Consider the following 17028-nt stretch of genomic DNA (forward strand, 5'->3'; position numbering starts at 1 on the left):
ACCCCCGAGCCACCGCACGGGAAAGCACGGGGCCTGAATACGTTAGTCAGTCATCGTGTTCCGCCCCAGCGGCAGCGGGCCTCCCATCGCCCGCTGCCGCTCGAACATGCCGCTCAAGGCGTGAAGCGATTTTAGGCTACGACATGCTAAAACAAAGACTTACCGCGTATCCCTGAATCACTTTGTTCGCGATACGTCATGGAGAAGGCCACGATGCATATGCCGGCCACTCAATCTTCCAGTGAAATCGCGTATAACGGTTCTATGAAGATTCTCGTCATAGAAGACGATCGCGAGGCAGCCGACTACCTGCAGAAGGCGTTCGCCGAGGCCGGCCATACCGCCCATGTCGCCGGCGACGGCGAAACCGGCTTCGCGCTCGCCGATTCCGGCGACTATGACGTCATGGTCATTGACCGCATGATGCCGCGTCGCGACGGCCTGTCCGTCATTGCCGGGCTCAGGTCCCGGGGCAATACGACGCCCGTGCTGATCCTGTCGGCGCTCGGCGAAGTCGACGACCGGGTCACCGGTCTGCGCGCCGGCGGCGACGACTATCTGACCAAACCCTACGCCTTTTCCGAACTGCTCGCCCGCGTCGAGGTGCTGAACCGCCGCGCCAGCGCCAGGGAAGCCGAAACCGTCTACCGGGTCGGTGATCTCGAACTCGACCGGCTGTCGCACTCGGTGCGCCGCGCCGGGCGCGAGATAACGCTGCAGCCGCGCGAGTTCCGCCTGCTCGAATATCTGATGCGCCATGCCGGCCAGGTGGTGACGCGCACCATGCTGCTCGAGAATGTCTGGGACTACCATTTCGATCCGCAGACCAACGTCATCGACGTTCATATCTCGCGGCTGCGGGGCAAGATCGAGAAGGGCTTCGACAAGCCGATCCTGCACACGGTTCGCGGCGCCGGCTACATGCTGAAAAGCGGCTAGAACCCCATGACTCTTTCCGTGCCGGCCATCATGAAGACGACGGCAGCGCGGCTTTCGGCGCTCTACCTCCTGCTGTTCGCCATCTGCGCGGTGCTGCTCGTGTTTTACATGACCTCGCTGTCGGCGCGCATGCTGACCGGCCAGACCCAGGACACGATCAACGACGAGGTGCTCGGCCTCGCCCGCGCCTATCAGCGCGGCGGCTTGCCGCTGCTGGTCCGTGTCGTCGAGCAGCGCTCCCGCCAGCCCGGCGCCAATCTCTATCTGATCGCCGATGCCAACGGCCAGATCCTGACCGGCAACGTGCAGAGCCTGGAGCCGGGCGTGATCGAGGCCGAGGGCTGGACCACCGAACCGTTCTCCTACCGCCGCTTCGGTGAGGGCGAGCTCGAGCGGCAGCGCAACCCGGTCGCCGACCCGAACGAGCCCGCCCAGAGCGAAGTCCAGGCCGAAGGCGAGAAAGGCCACAACGCCATTGCCCTGGTGCTGCGCCTGCCCAACCAGATGATCATGCTGGTCGGCCGCGACCTCGGCGAGCCGGAGCGCTTCCGCGCCGTCATTCGCCGCGCTCTGATGCTGGCGCTCGGCATGATGGGCGTCGGCGGGCTGCTGATCTGGTTTTTTGTCGGGCGCGCGGCGCTGAAGCGCATCGACAGCGTGTCCGAGGCGAGCCGCCGTATCCTGGGCGGCGATCTTTCCGGCCGGCTGCCGGTCACCGGCGCCGGCGACGAGTTCGACCGGCTGTCGGAAAACCTCAATTCCATGCTGGCCAGGATCGCCACGCTCAACGAGGGCCTGAAGCAGGTCTCCGACAACATCGCCCACGACCTGAAAACGCCGCTGACCAGGCTGCGCAATCGCGCCGAGGCGACGCTTTCCGGCAAGCACAACACCAGCGACTACCGGCAGGCGCTGGAAGGAACGATCGCCGAATCCGATCAGCTGATAAAGACCTTCAACGCCATCCTGATGATCTCGCGACTGGAAGCCGGCTATTCCTCGGAAAGCACCACCAGGGTTGATCTGGCCGCTGCCGTGCACGACGTCGTCGAACTCTACGAGCCGGTAGCGGAGGAGGCGGGCGTGACGCTCGAAACTTCGGTGCAAGGTTCCTTCGCCGTCAACGGCAATCGCGAGCTGATTGGCCAGGCGCTGTCCAACATCGTCGACAACGCGATCAAATATTCGACCGACTCGACCTCCAGGCCTACGGTTCGCGTGACGCTGGAGCGTGTCGGCAGCGAGATCAGACTCGCCGTCTCCGACAACGGCCAGGGCATTCCCGACGATGTCGACCGCGCCAGGGTGACCGAGCGTTTCGTGCGGCTGGAAAAGAGCCGCTCGCAGCCGGGTTCCGGCCTTGGCTTGAGCCTCGCCAAGGCGATCGTGACGTTCCACAATGGACGGCTTGAGCTTCTGCCCGGCAATCCCGGATTGTCCGTCGTCATGAGTTTTCCCGGGCGGGAGGATCGCTGATGGTGGCGAGGATGGCAGTGCGACGCCTCGAAACGGACAGGCTGTTGAAGCCGACGATAAAGCTCGTTCCGCTGGATGCAAGCCGCGCCAGGCAGGAATTGTCGGAGATCGCCGACGCCGCGCGGCAAAAAGAACTGCCGCGACTGGCGAAATTCTTGGCAGGCAAGGGGGTCGTCCAGGATTTCCTCGCCGCCGTGTTCGACCTGTCGCCGTTCCTGCGCGATACCGCGCGCCGCCGGCCGCGGATACTCGATGCGCTTTTCGACGAGGCCATCGAGGCGCGGCTATCATCGATCGGCGCCGCGGTCGACAAGGCAGCACGCGTACAGGCCGTCTCCGAAAGCAGCCTGATGATGGAGCTGCGCCAATGCAAGGCGGAGGCGCATTTCCTGATCGCCTTGGCCGATCTCGCCGGCGAAGCCGAGACCTCGCTGACGGTGCGGCGACTGAGCGACCTTGCCGACGCCTGCACGCGTGCGGCTGTCGATTTCCTGCTCCGCGACGCGCATGAGCAAGGCAAGCTCCGATTGCCGGATGCCAAAAATCCGGCGCGACGCTCGGGCTGGATTCTGCTCGGCATGGGCAAGCTCGGCGCGCATGAGCTGAACTTCTCCTCCGACATCGACCTCGTCGTCTTCTTCGACCCCGATGCGCCTGCCGTCGTCGATCCGCTCGATGCCACAGAGCTGTTTTCGCGCCTGACCCGCCGGCTTGTCCGTATCCTCCAGGACCGCACCGAGCACGGTTACGTCTTCCGCACCGATCTCAGGCTTCGTCCCGATCCCGGCTCGACGCCGCTGGCGATCCCGGTCGAGGCGGCACTGCGCTACTATGAGGCGCGCGGCCAGAACTGGGAGCGCGCCGCCATGATCAAGGCGCGCCCGGTGGCCGGCGATGTTGCCGCCGGCGCCGCGTTCGTGAAGGGACTGCAGCCCTATATCTGGCGCAAATACATGGACTACGCGGCGATTGCCGACGTCCATTCGATCAAGCGCCAGATCCACGCCCACAAGGGCCATGGCGAGGTCGCGGTCAAAGGCCACAACGTCAAGCTCGGCCGCGGCGGCATCCGCGAGATCGAGTTCTTCGTCCAGACCCAGCAACTCATCGCCGGCGGCCGCTTTCCCGAACTGCGCGGCCGCGAGACCGTGCCGATGCTCGGCGAGCTCGCCGCGCGCGGCTGGATCACCGCCGACGCGCGCGATGCGCTCACCAGGCAATACTGGTTCCTGCGCCGCGTCGAACATGCCATCCAGATGGTTGCCGACCAGCAGACGCATATCCTGCCGGAGGACGAAGAGGGGCTGGAGCGCGTCGCCCGCATGCTGGGCTTTGCCGATGCGGCAGGCTTTGCCGAAACGTTCCGCGCGGCGCTGCACCAGGTCGAGCGCCACTATGCAGCGCTGTTCGAAACCGCGCCGGAGCTTTCGGCCGGCATCGGCAATCTGGTCTTTACCGGCGACGTCGACGATCCCGACACCTTGCAGACCTTGCAGCGGCTCGGCTTCCAGCGGCCGAGCGACATCTGCCGGGTTATCCGCGGCTGGCACTTCGGCCGCTACCGCGTCACCAGGTCGGCGGAAGCGCGCGAGCGGCTGACCGAACTGACGCCGGCGCTGCTGCAAGCCTTCGGCCAGACGCGGCGGGCGGACGACGCAGTGATCCGCTTCGACGAATTCCTTGCCGGCCTGCCTGCCGGCATCCAGCTGTTTTCGCTGCTGCAGTCGAATCCGGCTTTGCTGAAGCTGATGGCGACTATCATGGGCGCGGCACCGCGGCTGGCCGCCATCATCACGCGCCGGCCGCATGTCTTCGATGGGCTGCTCGATCCGGCGCTGCTGAGCGAACTGCCAAACCGCGCCTATCTGTCGGCGCGCCTTGCCGCCTTCCTCGAAGGCGACAGAGCCTATGAAGACGTGCTCGACCGGCTGCGCATCTTTGCTTCGGAGCAAAAATTCCTGATCGGCGTCAGGCTGCTTGCCGGGTCGATCGACCCGCCGCGCGCCGGCCGCGCTTTTTCCGATCTCGCCGACCTGACCATCGAGGCGGCATTGCAGGCGGTGATGGCGGAATTCGCTTTGCGTCATGGCTATATTGCCGGCGGCCGGGTCGCGCTGCTCGGCATGGGCAAGCTCGGCAGCCGCGAACTGACGGCGGGCTCCGACGTCGACCTCATCCTGCTCTACGATCACGACGCCGATGCGGAGGAGTCCGACGGCGACAAGCCGCTTGCCCCGTCGCATTACTACAGCCGGCTGACACAGCGGCTGATCGCCGCCGTTTCGGCGCCGACCGCCGAGGGCGTGCTCTACGAGCTCGACCTTCGCCTGCGGCCGTCCGGCAACAAGGGGCCGGTGGCCACCCATGTCGACGCCTTCAAGAAGTATCAGCGCCAGGAAGCCTGGACATGGGAGCACATGGCGCTGGCGCGCGCCCGCACGATCGGCGGCGATGCCGAGCTCTGCCGCGAGGTCGAGGGAGAAGTTGCCGCAGTGCTCGCTCTGCCGCGCGATCCAGCCAAGGTGATGGCCGAGGCATCCGAGATGCGCGCCATGGTCGACAAGGAGAAGCCGCCGCGCGATCCCTGGGACATCAAGCTGATCCCGGGCGGCCTCATCGATCTCGAATTCATTGCCCAGATTGCGCTGATCACCGGAAAGATCGAGGCAGGCCGCAGGGCCACCGGCACGGCTGAGGTCCTGTCGCGCCTGGCGCCGGATTTCGCCAGCGCCCAGGTCAGGCAGGAACTGGTGGATGCCTATTCGCTCTATCTGGCGCTGACCCAGATGATACGGCTTTGCCTCACCGGCGCGTTCGAACGAGACGACGTTCCGCCAGGGCTTTCGGATCTGCTTCTGGCCGTCACCGACCTGCCGGATTTCGGGGTGCTTGAAGCGCATCTCGGGGAGACGTCGCAGAAGGTCAGAAAGGATTTCGACCTTCTGCTTCGTGCGAAACAACCGTGACGGCAACCAGCCGTACGGGCGAGAGCATCGGGCCCAAAATTGCGACCTGCTTTGGGAGGTTCCGATGTTCAATCAAAGAGATAGAGCGGGGGATTGAAGGTCCGCCGCTCTAGCATCGGGGGTGACGATGCAACAGGAGAAGACCATGAGAAAGACGACCAGACTTGCACTCGTTTTCGCAGCCCTGGCCGGCGCCGTCGGCACCGCTGCCTATGCAGACGAGCACTCCGGGGCCGGGCCGCGCGACGGCATGATGATGCGCCTCGGCAAGGTCATGAAGGACAATGACGGCACCATCACCTTCGACCAGTTCTCCGACGCCATGAACGCGCGGCTGAAGAAGATGGTCGCCGACAATGGCGGCAAGCTGACCGTGGCACAGCTCGCCGACGCGCTGGAGAAAGCACGCTTCGAGCAGATGGCCAGGCGCATCATCGCCCGTTACGACACCAAGGGCGACGGCACGCTGACCGCCGACGACATCACAAGCCGCCAGAAGAAGGTCTTCGCCATGCTCGACCGTGACAATGACGGGAAAATCGAGAAGAACGAACTGCCGAAGGGTCCCGGCCGTCACCGCCAATGGGACGGCGAGGGCAATGATGGCGCTGACGGCATGCAGTGAGAATTGACAACCGCTCCGGCGGCGCGAGCCGCCGGAGACTTATTTTGTCATTCAGGCAGCGGCCCTGACCGCCTGCGCGGCTTTCTTGATCGGGATGCGTACCGAGACGATCGTTCCGACGCTTTCGGTCGAGCGGATCTTCAACGCGCCACCCTGAAGCTCGGCCAGCGAGCGCGAGATGGCGAGGCCGAGGCCGGAGCCGGCATGGCTCTTGGAGAACTGGTTTTGCACCTGTTCGAATGGCCGCCCGAGCTTGCTCAGCGCCGCCTTCGGGATGCCGCAGCCATTGTCCTCGATCGTCAGGATCAGCGCGCTGGAAATGCTGCGGGCTCTGACCGAGATGTGGCCGCCTTGCCCGGTGAACTTCACCGCATTGGACAGAAGGTTGATGAGGATCTGCTTGATCGCCCTGCGGTCGGCGAACAGCGTCAGCGAATCGGCGATGCGGGTTTCGACGGTGATCGACTTTTCCGCCGCCTGCAGAGAGACGACGCGAACCGTCTCCCTGATAAGCGGGCAGAGATCGATTTCTTCCTGATCCAGTGCGAACTGGCCGGCCTCGATCTTCGACATGTCGAGAATGTCGTTGATCACGCCGAGAAGATATTTGCCGCTGCCGTTGATGTCGGTGGCATACTCTTCGTAGCGCGGCGAACCCAGCGGCCCGAACAGCCGCCGTTCCATCAGTTCCGAGAAGCCGATGATCGCGTTGAGCGGGGTGCGCAACTCGTGCGACATGTTGGCCAGGAATTCGGATTTCGCCCGGTTCGCCGCTTCGGCGCGCTCGGTTTCCTTCATGTATTTGCGATTGAGTTCGACGAGCTCACGAGCCCGTTCTTCTTCCGCGCGGCGGGCAAGGCTGAGGTCATGGATTGTCGCCATCAGCCGGCGCTCGCTGTCGACCAGCTTCTCCTGGTGCAGCTTGATCTGGGTGATGTCGGAGCCGACAGAGACGGTACCGCCGTCCCTTGTCCGCAACTCGTTCACCTGCAGCCAGCGGCCGTCGGCAAGCTGGCGCTCGAAGGTCACGCCTCCCTGCGGTCCGTTGGTGTTGGCAAGCCGCCGCTCCGAGGCGAAGGCCAGCATGCGTTCCTCCAGAACGGCGCGCGGAGCGCCCGGCATCACGTCGCGATCCAACAGGCCGTTGTCCTGCTGGTATTTGGAATTGCACATGATCAGGCGCTCGGACGAATCCCACAGCACGAAAGATTCGTTGATGTTTTCGATGGCCGTCCTCAGGCGCAGGTCCGCCGCTTCGGAGCGCAGCGCCAGATGCCGCTGCTCGGTGACGTCGACGGCGATGCCGATCAGCTGGATCTCCGGCGCTTCCGGGTCGATAACGTGTGCTCTTGCGCGCATCCAAACCCATTGCCCGTCGGCATGGCGCATCCGGAACACCTGGTCGATATGGTCGATCTCGCGTGCGACGATCCTGTTGGCGAGTTCGAACAAATCGCCGTCCTCGGGATGAATGATTTCATCGACTTCGCCGAACGACAGCATCGTGTCACAAGGCTCGTAGCCCAGCATGTCGTACATCGAGCGCGACCAGTACATCTTGCCGCGCACCATGTCCCAATCCCACAGGCCGCAGCGGCCGCGCACCAGCGCCATGTCGATGCGCTGGTGGGCTTCGAGATAGATGCGATCGGCGGCCTGGGCGCGCGCCGCCTGGCCGAAATAGGCGTAGAGGATGATGATCAGCACGCCGGCCGTCAGCACGAACAGCGTGACGTTGAGTGAGACCGTCTTGCGCCAGGCGTCAAAAACTGCCTCCTGCGGCACGAACGCTGCCGCGGCACCCCTTCGGCCATTCGCCAGGCTCACTGCCGCGTACCAGTCCTGTCCGCCGATGTTGACCTCCATTACCCCGGCGCGGTCACCGAACATGAACAGCGGCTGCCCGCCCTGCACGACGCCATCGAGCGATCGCCCCTCCCAGTGCATCGACTGCGGCGATACGGCAATGATCTTGAAGGCGCTATCGGTGATCGCCAGTACGTGGCTTCGGCCCATCGCGCCCTGACGACCGGTGCTCTCCAGCAGGTCCTGGATCGCGCCGGGCGCGGAAACCATGGTCGCGTCGGCGATCGAACTGGCCAGTTGGCCGGCGGCCAGCGCAAGGATCGCCTTGGCGTCGCGCTCGATCTCGTCGCGCTCGTTCATCAGCGAAAGAAAGCGCAGTACTGCGATGATCAACAGAAACATGATGATGAGGGCCGGGATCGATCGCCGCAACAGCGGCTCGGCTGCCAGCAGCCGTCGGTAGGCAGGTTCGGCGATGAGCCGCGTATTGCCCGCGAGACCGTCGCTTCGCGCCTCGCGACGCTCAAACGCCGTCCCACCGGGCGCGCCCCACGCGTCCGCCTTCGCCATAAATGGCACTCCCCGATTTTCTGTCCCGCTTGACGATCCGGCAACGCCGCACTTCCGAATCGTCACTAAAGAATCAAAGGTGATTCGCCTTGTCCAGAGGCGCGGCGAAAAAAGATTAAAAATCGACTAAAATAATGGGGTTTTCGGGTGGTCTTCCCTTTTTCCCACAAGGGGAGAACGGGAGGTCGCTTACGCCAGGGTGCGCTCGACGATGTCTCGCAAATCGGCCGACAGCTTCTCGGTATTGGCGATCGAAAGCAACGCCTCCCTTGCCTTGGCCTGCCGCACCGGTTCGAGCGAGCGCCACGACCTGAGCGCCGTCGCCAGCCTGGCGGCCACCTGCGGGTTGCGTTTTTCGACCTGCAGCACCGTTTCGACGAAAAGCCGGTAGCCTTGGCCGTCGGCGCGATGGAAGCCGGTCTGGTTGGCGCTGGAAAACGTACCGATGAGTGCCCGTACCCGGTTCGGGTTGGCGATCGAGAACGCCGGGTGGCTGGTCAAGGCGCGCACCGCGTCCACGGTTTGCGGGCCGGGCACGCTGGCCTGGGTCTGGAACCATTTGTCCATGACCAGCGGATCGGTTGCATATTTCGCCTCGAAATCGGCCAGTGCCTTGGTCGCTTCAGGTGAGCCATGGTGACGGTGCGCAAGAACGGTCAACGCCGCGGCACGATCCGTCATGTTGGTCGCCGATTGGAAGTGCCCGGCAGCGAGTCCCGCACCTCCCGGCAGCAAGGAGAGATAGTCCAGCAGGACATTGCGCAGTGCACGCCGCCCGGCACTGGCCGCGTCCGGGCTGAACGGACCATTGTCGGCGAGCCGATCGTAAAGGTTGGAGAATATCTCGCGGTTGGCCTCGGCGATCGCAACCGCCAGCGCCTCGCGCGCCGCGAAAATGGCGTCGGGGTCGATGTTCTTGCCGATGTCGCGGGCGATATCGGCCTCGCCGGGCAGCGCCAGCGCCAGCGCCCGATAGGCGGGTTCGAGCGCTTCGTCGCCGGCTGTCTTGCCGGCAAGCCCGGTCAGCCGGGCGCTGAACTCGGGTTGCCTGTGGTCCAGGATCTGGCGGAAGGCTGCAATCAGCGCATCGGTCAAAAGAGTGTTGAACGACTGCCAGCGCGAGAAGGCGTCGCTGTCGTGGCCAGCCAGAAAAAACTGGTCGTCGGGCCGCTGCTCGACCGAAAGCGTCACCGGCGCCGAAAAGCCGCGGTTGAGCGACATGGCCGGACGCTCGGCAATCCCGGAAAACCTGACGACGTGGCGGCGTTTGCGGATATGGATGACACCGTCCTCGACATTCGCCCCTTCGGCGCCGCTATGGGCTATCGCCTCGCCACCGGCGCCAACCAGGCCGAAGGCAAGCGGAATGTGCATCAGCCGCTTGCGGCTTTCCGCCGGTGTTGGCGGCACCGACTGCTCGATTTCGAGCGTGAATTCCCGCGCCGCCGGATTATACGCCGAACTGACGGTCAGGTTCGGCGTACCGGCCTGATGATACCACAGCGCAAACTGCGACAGGTCGCGACCTGAGACGTCTTCGAACACTTTGATGAAGTCTTCGATCGTCGCCGCCTGGCCGTCGTGACGTTCGAAGTAGAGGTCCATGCCGGCGCGGAACGTCTCGGCGCCGAGGATGGTATGGATCATGCGCACGACTTCCGAGCCTTTTTCGTAGACCGTCGCCGTGTAGAAATTGTTGATCTCGCGGTAGCGGCGAGGCCGGACCGGATGCGCCAGCGGCCCTTGGTCCTCGGGAAACTGATGGGCACGCAGCGTACGCACCTCGGCGATGCGCTTGACGGCGCGCGAGCGCTGATCGGCCGAGAATTCGTGGTCGCGGAAAACCGTCAGCCCTTCCTTCAGGCAAAGCTGGAACCAGTCGCGGCAAGTGATTCTGTTACCTGTCCAATTGTGGAAATACTCATGCGCGATGATGGCTTCGATATTGGCGAAATCGGCGTCGGTCGCAGTTTCCTGGTCGGCAAGAACGTACTTATCGTTGAAGATGTTGAGGCCCTTGTTCTCCATTGCGCCCATATTGAAGTCGGACACGGCGACGATGTTGAAGACATCGAGGTCGTATTCGCGGCCGAATGCCTCCTCGTCCCATTTCATTGACCGTTTCAAAGCGTCCATGGCGTAGCCGGCGAGCCTCTCCTTGCCCGGTTCGACATAGATTCCGAGCTCGACCTTGCGGCCAGACAGGGTGACGAGACTGTCCGAGATCTTGCCGAGGTCGCCCGCCACCAGCGCAAACAAATAGGACGGCTTGGGGAAGGGGTCGTGCCAGACCGCATAGTGCCAGCCGCCGGCAAGCTCGCCGCCATCGGCCGGGTTGCCGTTGGACAAAAGCAGCGGCGCCTCACGGCGCTGAGCTTCGATGCGGACCGTATAGACCGACAGGATGTCGGGACGGTCGAGGAAATAAGTGATGCGGCGAAAGCCTTCGGCCTCGCATTGTGTGCAATAGACGTCGCTCGAGCGATAGAGGCCCATTAGCGCTTCGTTCTGCGCCGGCGCCAACACGGTTTCAATTCTCAGCTGGAAGCGCCTTGTCGCAGGGGGGCTGATGATTGTCAGTTGATCGGGCGTGGCGAGAAAATCCGCAGGGCTCGGTTCCTGGCCGTCGATGGCGATGCTGCGGAGCGTCAGCCCGTCGCCATCCAGCACCAGTGGCACCGACGCCGCAATCCCGTCGCGGCGTTCGACCGTCAGCACGGCGGTCACATGCGTTGCTTCAGGCGAAAGGCGGAAAGTCAGGCTGGTTTCCGGAATGAGATAATCACTGGGGCGATAGTCTTCGAGCTTGAAGACCTGGCCGGTATCTGTGCGCATTCCTTGATTTTTCCTGTCGATCCGGGAGCGGCGGGCGGGTCCGCTGGTCCAAATAATTTGAAGTCTGCGCTCTTTACACGAAACGTTCCCTCGACAAAACTGCAGCGACGTCTATTTCAGGCGATCATTTCCCAAGCATCATCGCGAGGCTTCCATGACCGTCGTCACGCCGAAATTCGGAACGAGCGCCTCTGTGTTGCGTCGCGAGGATATGGCCTTCATCAAGGGCGCGCGGGAGGCGGGTACGATCGGGTCGACGCCTGCCGCGCTCAATGCGGTGACCGACGCGCTCTACCGCACCTACGGCATCAGGCATATCGACATGCCGGCAACGCCGGCGTGCATCTGGGCGGCGATCGAGGAAGCAAAAGGGGCGTGACAGCCAGACCGGATTTGCCAGTGCTTGCAGCTGGCGACCTTGCCGGCGAGCACAGCACGCTGACCGGGATCTTGCTCAAGATCGTATCGGTGGCGGTCTTCGTCGGCATGTCGTCCTGCATCAAGGCGGCAGGCACCGTGCCGGCGGGCCAGATCGTCTTCTTCCGCTCCTTCTTTGCCATTTTTCCGATCATCGCCTTCCTCGCCTTCCAGGGAAAACTCGGAACCGCCTTTTCGACAAAGCGCCCGCTCAACCACATTGCGCGCGGCGTCGTCGGTGTCTGTGCCATGGGGCTCGGCTTCTTCGCGCTGACGCGGCTGCCGCTGCCGGAGGCGATCACACTGAACTACGCGCAGCCGCTGCTGGTCGTGGTGTTCAGTTCGATCTTCCTCGGCGAAGCCATCCGCATCTATCGCTGGAGTGCGGTTGCCGTCGGCCTGGTCGGGGTGCTGATCATCTCGTGGCCGGAACTGACGCTGCTCAGTTCGGGCGCTGCCCTTGGCGATCAGGAGGTGCTTGGCGTCATCGCCGCCCTCATAGCCGCGGCGATCTCGGCCATCGCCATGCTCCTGGTTCGCAACCTCGTCCAGAGCGAGCGGACGGCGACCATCGTGCTGTGGTTTTCGGTAACCGCGAGCGTCATGGCGCTGCTTTCGCTGCCATTCGGCTGGCAGGCGCTGACGCCAGCACAGGCGGGGCTTCTGATTGCCGCGGGTTTTTGCGGCGGGCTTGGCCAGATCCTGATGACCTCGGCCTATCGCCATGCCGAGGCTTCCGTCGTAGCACCTTTCGAATACACTTCGATGATCCTCGGCGTCGTCGTCGGCTATCTGGTCTTTGGCGACGTCGCCACGATCAACATGCTGGTCGGCGGCATGATCGTGGTTGCGGCGGGGATTTTCATCATCTGGCGCGAGCGCCAGCTGGGTCTCGAACGCACCCGCACCCGCAAGGCCGTCGCGCCGGAAGGGTGATCAGCCCGCTGCGTCGGTCCGCTCTTTCGCCAGCCGCATCAGCACCGCCCGCGTCTGCTCGTCGGCGGGGAAAAAAGATTCGATCGCCAGCTCCGACAGCGTCACGTCGAGCGGCGTGCCGAACACGGTGATGGTGCTGATGAACGACAGCACCGCGTCGCCATGGGCAAGCTTGAGCGGATGGACAATCGCGTTCGGTTCGACCGGCGCCGGCCGGCTGCCTTTAAGGCCGGACGGATAGGCCCGAAGCTCGCGCTCGAGCTCGACCAGAACCGGATCGGCGGCAGCGTCGTTCTGCCGCTTCAGCCGCTCCAGAAGATGCGTCCGCCATTCCGCAAGGTTGACGATGCGCGGCGCGATGCCGCCGGGATGCAGGCTGAGGCGCAACACGTTGACCGGCGGCTTCAGCAGGGAGGCGTCGGCGACATTGGCGAGGAACGGGCCGATGGCGGCGTTCGCCGACACCAGGTTCCAATGCCGGTCCACGGCAAGCGCCGGGAACGGCTCGTGCGCCTTGAGCACGGTCTCGACCGCCGCCATCGCCGGTGCCATCGAGGCATCGTCAAGTGGTCGTTCGCTGAAGCTCGGGGCAAAGCCGGCGGCCAGCAGCAGCTGGTTGCGCTGCCTGAGCGGGATCGAAAGCTGCTCCGCCAGATGCAGCACCATGTCACGCGAGGGTGCGGCGCGGCCGCTTTCAACGAAACTCAGATGCCGCTGCGAGATCTCGGCCTCCATAGCGAGGTCGAGCTGGCTCATGCGCCGGCGTGTACGCCATTCGCGAATGAGACTGCCGGCGGAAATCTGGGCTGCTGTCATGACGAGATGACTAGGCCGGCAGTGGGCGCATTTCAATTACCTGCGAGGTCATGATGCCGCCCTTCCTTCCTCGCAAGGGGAGGACGGAAGACGCGTTCTGCACCGTTACCCAAGTGCCCGCAACTTCGCCTTCACTTCGAGGAAATCCCGCCACGCCAGCTTCTTGTGCGCCGGCGTTCTCAACAAATAGGCCGGATGCAGGGTCGGCATGGCGGGAATGGCGACGCCAGACGGGGTCGTGTGGACGCGCCAGTTGCCGCGCAGCCGCAATATGCCTTCGGAGGTGTTGAGCAGGGTCTTTGCCGACGGGCCGCCGAGATTGACCAGCACCTTCGGATTGACCAGTTCGATCTGCCGCTCGATGAACGGCCGGCAGATCTCGGTCTCGTGCGGCGTCGGCGTGCGGTTGCCCGGCGGCCGCCAGGGAATCACGTTGGCGATGTAGGCAGATGTCCGGTCAAGACCGATCGCGGCCAGCATGCGGTCGAGCAGCCGGCCCGAGCGGCCGACGAACGGCAAGCCCTCTATATCCTCGTCGCGGCCCGGCGCTTCGCCGACCAGCATCACCGCGGCAGTCGGATTGCCGTCGGCGAACACCAGGTTCTTGGCGGTGAATTTAAGATTGCAGCCGTCGAATGCCGCCATGTGCTGGCGAAGCTCGTCGAGGCTTGCCGCCGATCTCGCCAGTTGCCGCGCCAATGCCGCCTGCGCCTCGTCGGGCACCGTTGACATGGCCGGGGACGTTCGCACTGCCGGTGCCGTATTCGGTCTCTCGCCCATTTCGGCGCGCGACACGCTCGTCGAGCGATGAGGCGATGCATTTTCACCGGCCGGCAGAGCGGCAGCCGCAGGCACCCGCTCCGGCGGCCTGGCTTCTGCAAATCTGTTTACCGGCTGTTCTTCAAGTGCCTCGTCGACGCCGGCGCTGGCGTAGAAGGCCAGCAGCTCGGCGAGATCGGCTCGGCTAGTGTAGGGGGCGGCAGTCATGGTTTCACATTCGGCCGCGGAGCTTGAATTTGCAAGTTCAGCTCGACGGTATGCGCGGATCCTGCACCAGATAGAACGTCCAGCGCGGCGTGTAGTCGGTGATCAGGAAATAGAAGCTGGCGGTCTTCAGCGGGTCGATCTTGCCGTTCTTGAACAGCAGGCGGTCATACGGTTCGAAATTGCGGTCGAAATCGGCGTAGCTGCTCGACCAGATATTTTCGGGCGTTTTGTTGCGCTGGTCGAACGACAGGCCATCGCCGAACACGCTCGGCTGGTCGAGGATCTCCTGGAGTTCGAACTGGAACTCGACCCAGGCTTGGCCGCTATTGTTGAGCACGTCGATGCGCATATACATCAGACCATTGGCGAAGTCTCCCGCCTTGCCGAACGGCTGGATCGGCCTTGTCGTGCGAATGGCCAGCGTTACCGGCGTCGCTGAATTCAGCTCTTCGGTGATGACCAGCGGATCCTCCTTCGTGCCGATGCCGGAAGCCCCGGTGATGCGGAAACCGCCGCGCTCGTCGGAAAAGGAATAGGCGCCGGTCGCCCAGACCAGTTGCTGCTCGGCACGGGCATCGAGGGCCGTCAGTGGCAGAAGCGCCAAGAGCACCGCACGGCAAAACCGGCCGGGCGTGAAAAAAAAGCGCGTCGATGAAAAGCCAGCCGGCCCGAATATGCGCATGGCGGGAAGTATGGCCGATAAGCAAGCCGTCGAACAATTAAAAACATCAGTGCGACATATCTGTGCAAACGGAATAGGATTGAAGATTGATGCTCGTCACCGCGAATCTGTGCGGCAGGACGCGACTTTTTGACGAAATCGGTATTGTCACGTCCGCGCCGGTTTCCCGTCGCTATTTGATGCGCTATGCAGCGCGTGAGCCAGCAAGATGCCGGGAATAGCGAGCCAGTGAGGGATCGATGAGCGATATCGAACGCGAAAGCATGGAATTCGACGTGGTCATCGTCGGCGCCGGCCCGGCCGGCCTCGCCGCCGCGATCCGTCTCAAGCAGGTCAATCCCGAGCTTTCCGTCGTCGTGCTGGAAAAGGGCGGCGAAGTCGGTGCGCACATCCTGTCCGGCGCCGTCGTCGATCCGATCGGCATCGACCGGCTGCTGCCCGGCTGGCGCGAAGAGGAGGGTCATCCCTTCAGGACACCGGTCACCGACGACCATTTCCTGGTTCTCGGCCCCGCCGGTTCGTTCCGTCTGCCCAATATCCTGATGCCGCCGCTGATGAACAATCACGGCAACTATATCGTCTCGCTCGGCAATGTCTGCCGCTGGCTGGCGACCAAGGCCGAGGCGCTGGGCGTCGAGATCTATCCGGGCTTTGCCGCGGTCGGCCTGCTCTACAACGAGGCCGGTGCGGTCACCGGCGTCGTCACCGGCGACATGGGCGTCGAGAAGGACGGCACGCACGGTCCGGGCTTTGCGCCGGGCATGGCGCTGATGGGCAAATATGTCTTGATCGGCGAGGGCGCGCGCGGCTCGCTGGCCAAGCAACTGATCGCCAAACACCACCTTTCCGACGGTCGTGAGCCCGGAAAATACGGCATCGGCCTCAAGGAACTCTGGCAGATCAAACCGGAAAACCACCGGCCCGGCCTTGTCCAGCATTCCTTCGGCTGGCCGCTCGATATGAAGACCGGCGGCGGCTCCTTCCTCTACCATCTCGAGGACAACCAGGTGGCAGTCGGCTTCGTCGTTCACCTGAACTACAAGAACCCCTATCTGTCGCCCTTTGACGAGTTCCAGCGCTTCAAGACCCATCCGGCGATCCGCGGCACCTTCGAGGGTGCCAAGCGGCTGGGCTACGGTGCCCGCGCCATCACCGAAGGCGGCTGGCAGTCGGTGCCGAAACTGTCCTTTCCCGGCGGTGCGCTGATCGGCTGCGCGGCCGGCTTCGTCAACGTGCCGCGCATCAAGGGCTCGCACAATGCCGTGCTCTCCGGAATGCTGGCGGCCGAGCATGTCTGTGATGCGATAGCCGCCGGCCGCACCAATGACGAGCTGGCCTCCTACGAGGCCACCTGGCGCGCCACCGATATCGGCAAGGACCTGAAGAAAGTGCGCAACGTCAAGCCGCTATGGTCGCGCTTCGGCACCATTGTCGGCGTCGGCCTTGGCGGCCTCGACATGTGGCTGAACACGCTGTTCGGCTTCTCGCCCTTCGGCACGATGAAGCACGGCAGGGCCGACTACGCGACGCTGGAACCGGCCGCCGCGCACCAGAAGATCGCCTACCCGAAGCCGGACGGGGTGCTGACCTTCGACCGGCTGTCGTCGGTGTTCCTGTCCAACACCAACCACGAGGAGAACGAGCCGGTGCATCTGCTCGTCGCCGACATGGACCTGCAGAAGCGCTCCGAGCATGACGTCTATGCGGGGCCCTCGACGCGTTACTGCCCGGCCAGCGTCTACGAATGGGTCGACAAGGATGGCAATGCCGCCGCCGATCCTGCGGCCAAGGATGTGCGCTTCGTCATCAACGCGCAGAACTGCGTGCACTGCAAGACTTGCGACATCAAGGACCCGAACCAGAACATAAATTGGGTGCCGCCACAGGGCGGCGAGGGCCCGGTCTACCAGAACATGTAAGTCACAAGGTTTGCTCCGGACTAAACAAGATGAGGAGCAGCGCAACCGTAGGAT

General features: G+C 63.8%; 13 protein-coding genes. 8 read left to right on the top strand and 5 right to left on the bottom strand.

What is annotated here, in order from left to right:
* The first annotated feature begins 264 nt into the window (after nt 1-264).
* The 4 genes from NKJ28_RS15945 (at nt 265) to NKJ28_RS15960 (ending at nt 6006) form a co-directional block, all read left to right on the top strand.
* A complete protein-coding gene (locus tag NKJ28_RS15945) occupies nt 265-939 on the top strand; it encodes a response regulator transcription factor (RefSeq protein ID WP_352454335.1) in 675 nt (224 codons plus the stop codon).
* Nucleotides 940-945: 6 nt separating this feature from the next.
* A complete protein-coding gene (locus tag NKJ28_RS15950) occupies nt 946-2415 on the top strand; it encodes a sensor histidine kinase (protein ID WP_352569861.1) in 1470 nt (489 codons plus the stop codon).
* A complete protein-coding gene (locus NKJ28_RS15955; RefSeq protein ID WP_352636419.1) occupies nt 2415-5381 on the top strand; it encodes a bifunctional [glutamine synthetase] adenylyltransferase/[glutamine synthetase]-adenylyl-L-tyrosine phosphorylase in 2967 nt (988 codons plus the stop codon). The genes NKJ28_RS15950 and NKJ28_RS15955 overlap by 1 nt, the downstream gene beginning before the upstream one ends.
* A gap of 145 nt (nt 5382-5526) precedes the next feature.
* The gene (locus tag NKJ28_RS15960) at nt 5527-6006 is read left to right on the top strand and encodes an EF-hand domain-containing protein (RefSeq protein ID WP_352569858.1); all 480 of its coding nucleotides are present in this window, start codon (nt 5527-5529) and stop codon (nt 6004-6006) included.
* A gap of 51 nt (nt 6007-6057) precedes the next feature.
* On the opposite strand, the gene NKJ28_RS15965 is transcribed toward NKJ28_RS15960, so the two are convergent.
* On the bottom strand, nt 6058-8382 hold the full coding sequence (locus NKJ28_RS15965; protein WP_352622511.1) for a PAS domain-containing sensor histidine kinase: 2325 nt from the start codon (nt 8380-8382) through the stop codon (nt 6058-6060).
* 189 nt (nt 8383-8571) lie between these two features.
* Complete coding sequence (pepN, locus tag NKJ28_RS15970; RefSeq protein WP_352636420.1) at nt 8572-11217, bottom strand: aminopeptidase N; 2646 nt, start codon at nt 11215-11217, stop codon at nt 8572-8574.
* 154 nt (nt 11218-11371) lie between these two features.
* On the opposite strand from pepN, the gene NKJ28_RS15975 reads away from it, so the two are divergent.
* Nucleotides 11372-11596, top strand: coding sequence for a hypothetical protein (locus NKJ28_RS15975; RefSeq protein WP_352570006.1), 225 nt, complete (start codon nt 11372-11374; stop codon nt 11594-11596).
* Nucleotides 11593-12570: a DMT family transporter gene (locus tag NKJ28_RS15980; RefSeq protein WP_502894781.1), complete on the top strand. Its 978-nt coding sequence runs from the start codon at nt 11593-11595 to the stop codon at nt 12568-12570. Before NKJ28_RS15975 ends, NKJ28_RS15980 begins: the two co-directional genes overlap by 4 nt.
* On the opposite strand, the gene NKJ28_RS15985 is transcribed toward NKJ28_RS15980, so the two are convergent.
* From NKJ28_RS15985 to NKJ28_RS15995, 3 genes are all read right to left on the bottom strand, one after another.
* Nucleotides 12571-13386, bottom strand: coding sequence for a helix-turn-helix domain-containing protein (locus tag NKJ28_RS15985; RefSeq protein WP_352636421.1), 816 nt, complete (start codon nt 13384-13386; stop codon nt 12571-12573).
* 105 nt (nt 13387-13491) lie between these two features.
* Nucleotides 13492-14373, bottom strand: a complete 882-nt coding sequence (locus tag NKJ28_RS15990; RefSeq protein ID WP_352636422.1) for a uracil-DNA glycosylase — start codon at nt 14371-14373, stop codon at nt 13492-13494.
* Between the two features lie 37 nt (nt 14374-14410).
* Nucleotides 14411-15055, bottom strand: a complete 645-nt coding sequence (locus tag NKJ28_RS15995; RefSeq protein ID WP_352569852.1) for a hypothetical protein — start codon at nt 15053-15055, stop codon at nt 14411-14413.
* On the opposite strand from NKJ28_RS15995, the gene NKJ28_RS16000 reads away from it, so the two are divergent.
* Together NKJ28_RS16000 and NKJ28_RS16005 are read left to right on the top strand one after the other, a co-directional pair.
* Nucleotides 15006-15188, top strand: a complete 183-nt coding sequence (locus tag NKJ28_RS16000) for a hypothetical protein (protein ID WP_198023574.1) — start codon at nt 15006-15008, stop codon at nt 15186-15188. The genes NKJ28_RS15995 and NKJ28_RS16000 overlap by 50 nt on opposite strands.
* Before the next feature lie 106 nt (nt 15189-15294).
* Nucleotides 15295-16974 carry an electron transfer flavoprotein-ubiquinone oxidoreductase gene (locus NKJ28_RS16005; RefSeq protein WP_023677807.1) on the top strand — a complete coding sequence of 560 codons (1680 nt, stop codon included), beginning with the start codon at nt 15295-15297 and terminating at the stop codon, nt 16972-16974.
* Nucleotides 16975-17028 lie beyond the last annotated feature (54 nt).

This window comes from Mesorhizobium sp. M0145 (assembly GCF_040322355.1).
Taxonomy (GTDB): domain Bacteria; phylum Pseudomonadota; class Alphaproteobacteria; order Rhizobiales; family Rhizobiaceae; genus Mesorhizobium.

Bases quoted from the DNA above. Each gene is read 5' to 3' on its own strand.
- NKJ28_RS15945 (WP_352454335.1), top strand. From the start codon at position 265: ATGAAGATTCTCGTCATAGAAGACGATCGCGAGGCAGCCGACTACCTG.
- NKJ28_RS15950 (WP_352569861.1), top strand. From the start codon at position 946: ATGACTCTTTCCGTGCCGGCCATCATGAAGACGACGGCAGCGCGGCTT.
- NKJ28_RS15955 (WP_352636419.1), top strand. From the start codon at position 2,415: ATGGTGGCGAGGATGGCAGTGCGACGCCTCGAAACGGACAGGCTGTTG.
- NKJ28_RS15960 (WP_352569858.1), top strand. From the start codon at position 5,527: ATGAGAAAGACGACCAGACTTGCACTCGTTTTCGCAGCCCTGGCCGGC.
- NKJ28_RS15965 (WP_352622511.1), bottom strand. From the start codon at position 8,382: ATGGCGAAGGCGGACGCGTGGGGCGCGCCCGGTGGGACGGCGTTTGAG.
- pepN (WP_352636420.1), bottom strand. From the start codon at position 11,217: ATGCGCACAGATACCGGCCAGGTCTTCAAGCTCGAAGACTATCGCCCC.
- NKJ28_RS15975 (WP_352570006.1), top strand. From the start codon at position 11,372: ATGACCGTCGTCACGCCGAAATTCGGAACGAGCGCCTCTGTGTTGCGT.
- NKJ28_RS15985 (WP_352636421.1), bottom strand. From the start codon at position 13,386: ATGACAGCAGCCCAGATTTCCGCCGGCAGTCTCATTCGCGAATGGCGT.
- NKJ28_RS15990 (WP_352636422.1), bottom strand. From the start codon at position 14,373: ATGACTGCCGCCCCCTACACTAGCCGAGCCGATCTCGCCGAGCTGCTG.
- NKJ28_RS15995 (WP_352569852.1), bottom strand. From the start codon at position 15,055: ATGCGCATATTCGGGCCGGCTGGCTTTTCATCGACGCGCTTTTTTTTC.
- NKJ28_RS16005 (WP_023677807.1), top strand. From the start codon at position 15,295: ATGAGCGATATCGAACGCGAAAGCATGGAATTCGACGTGGTCATCGTC.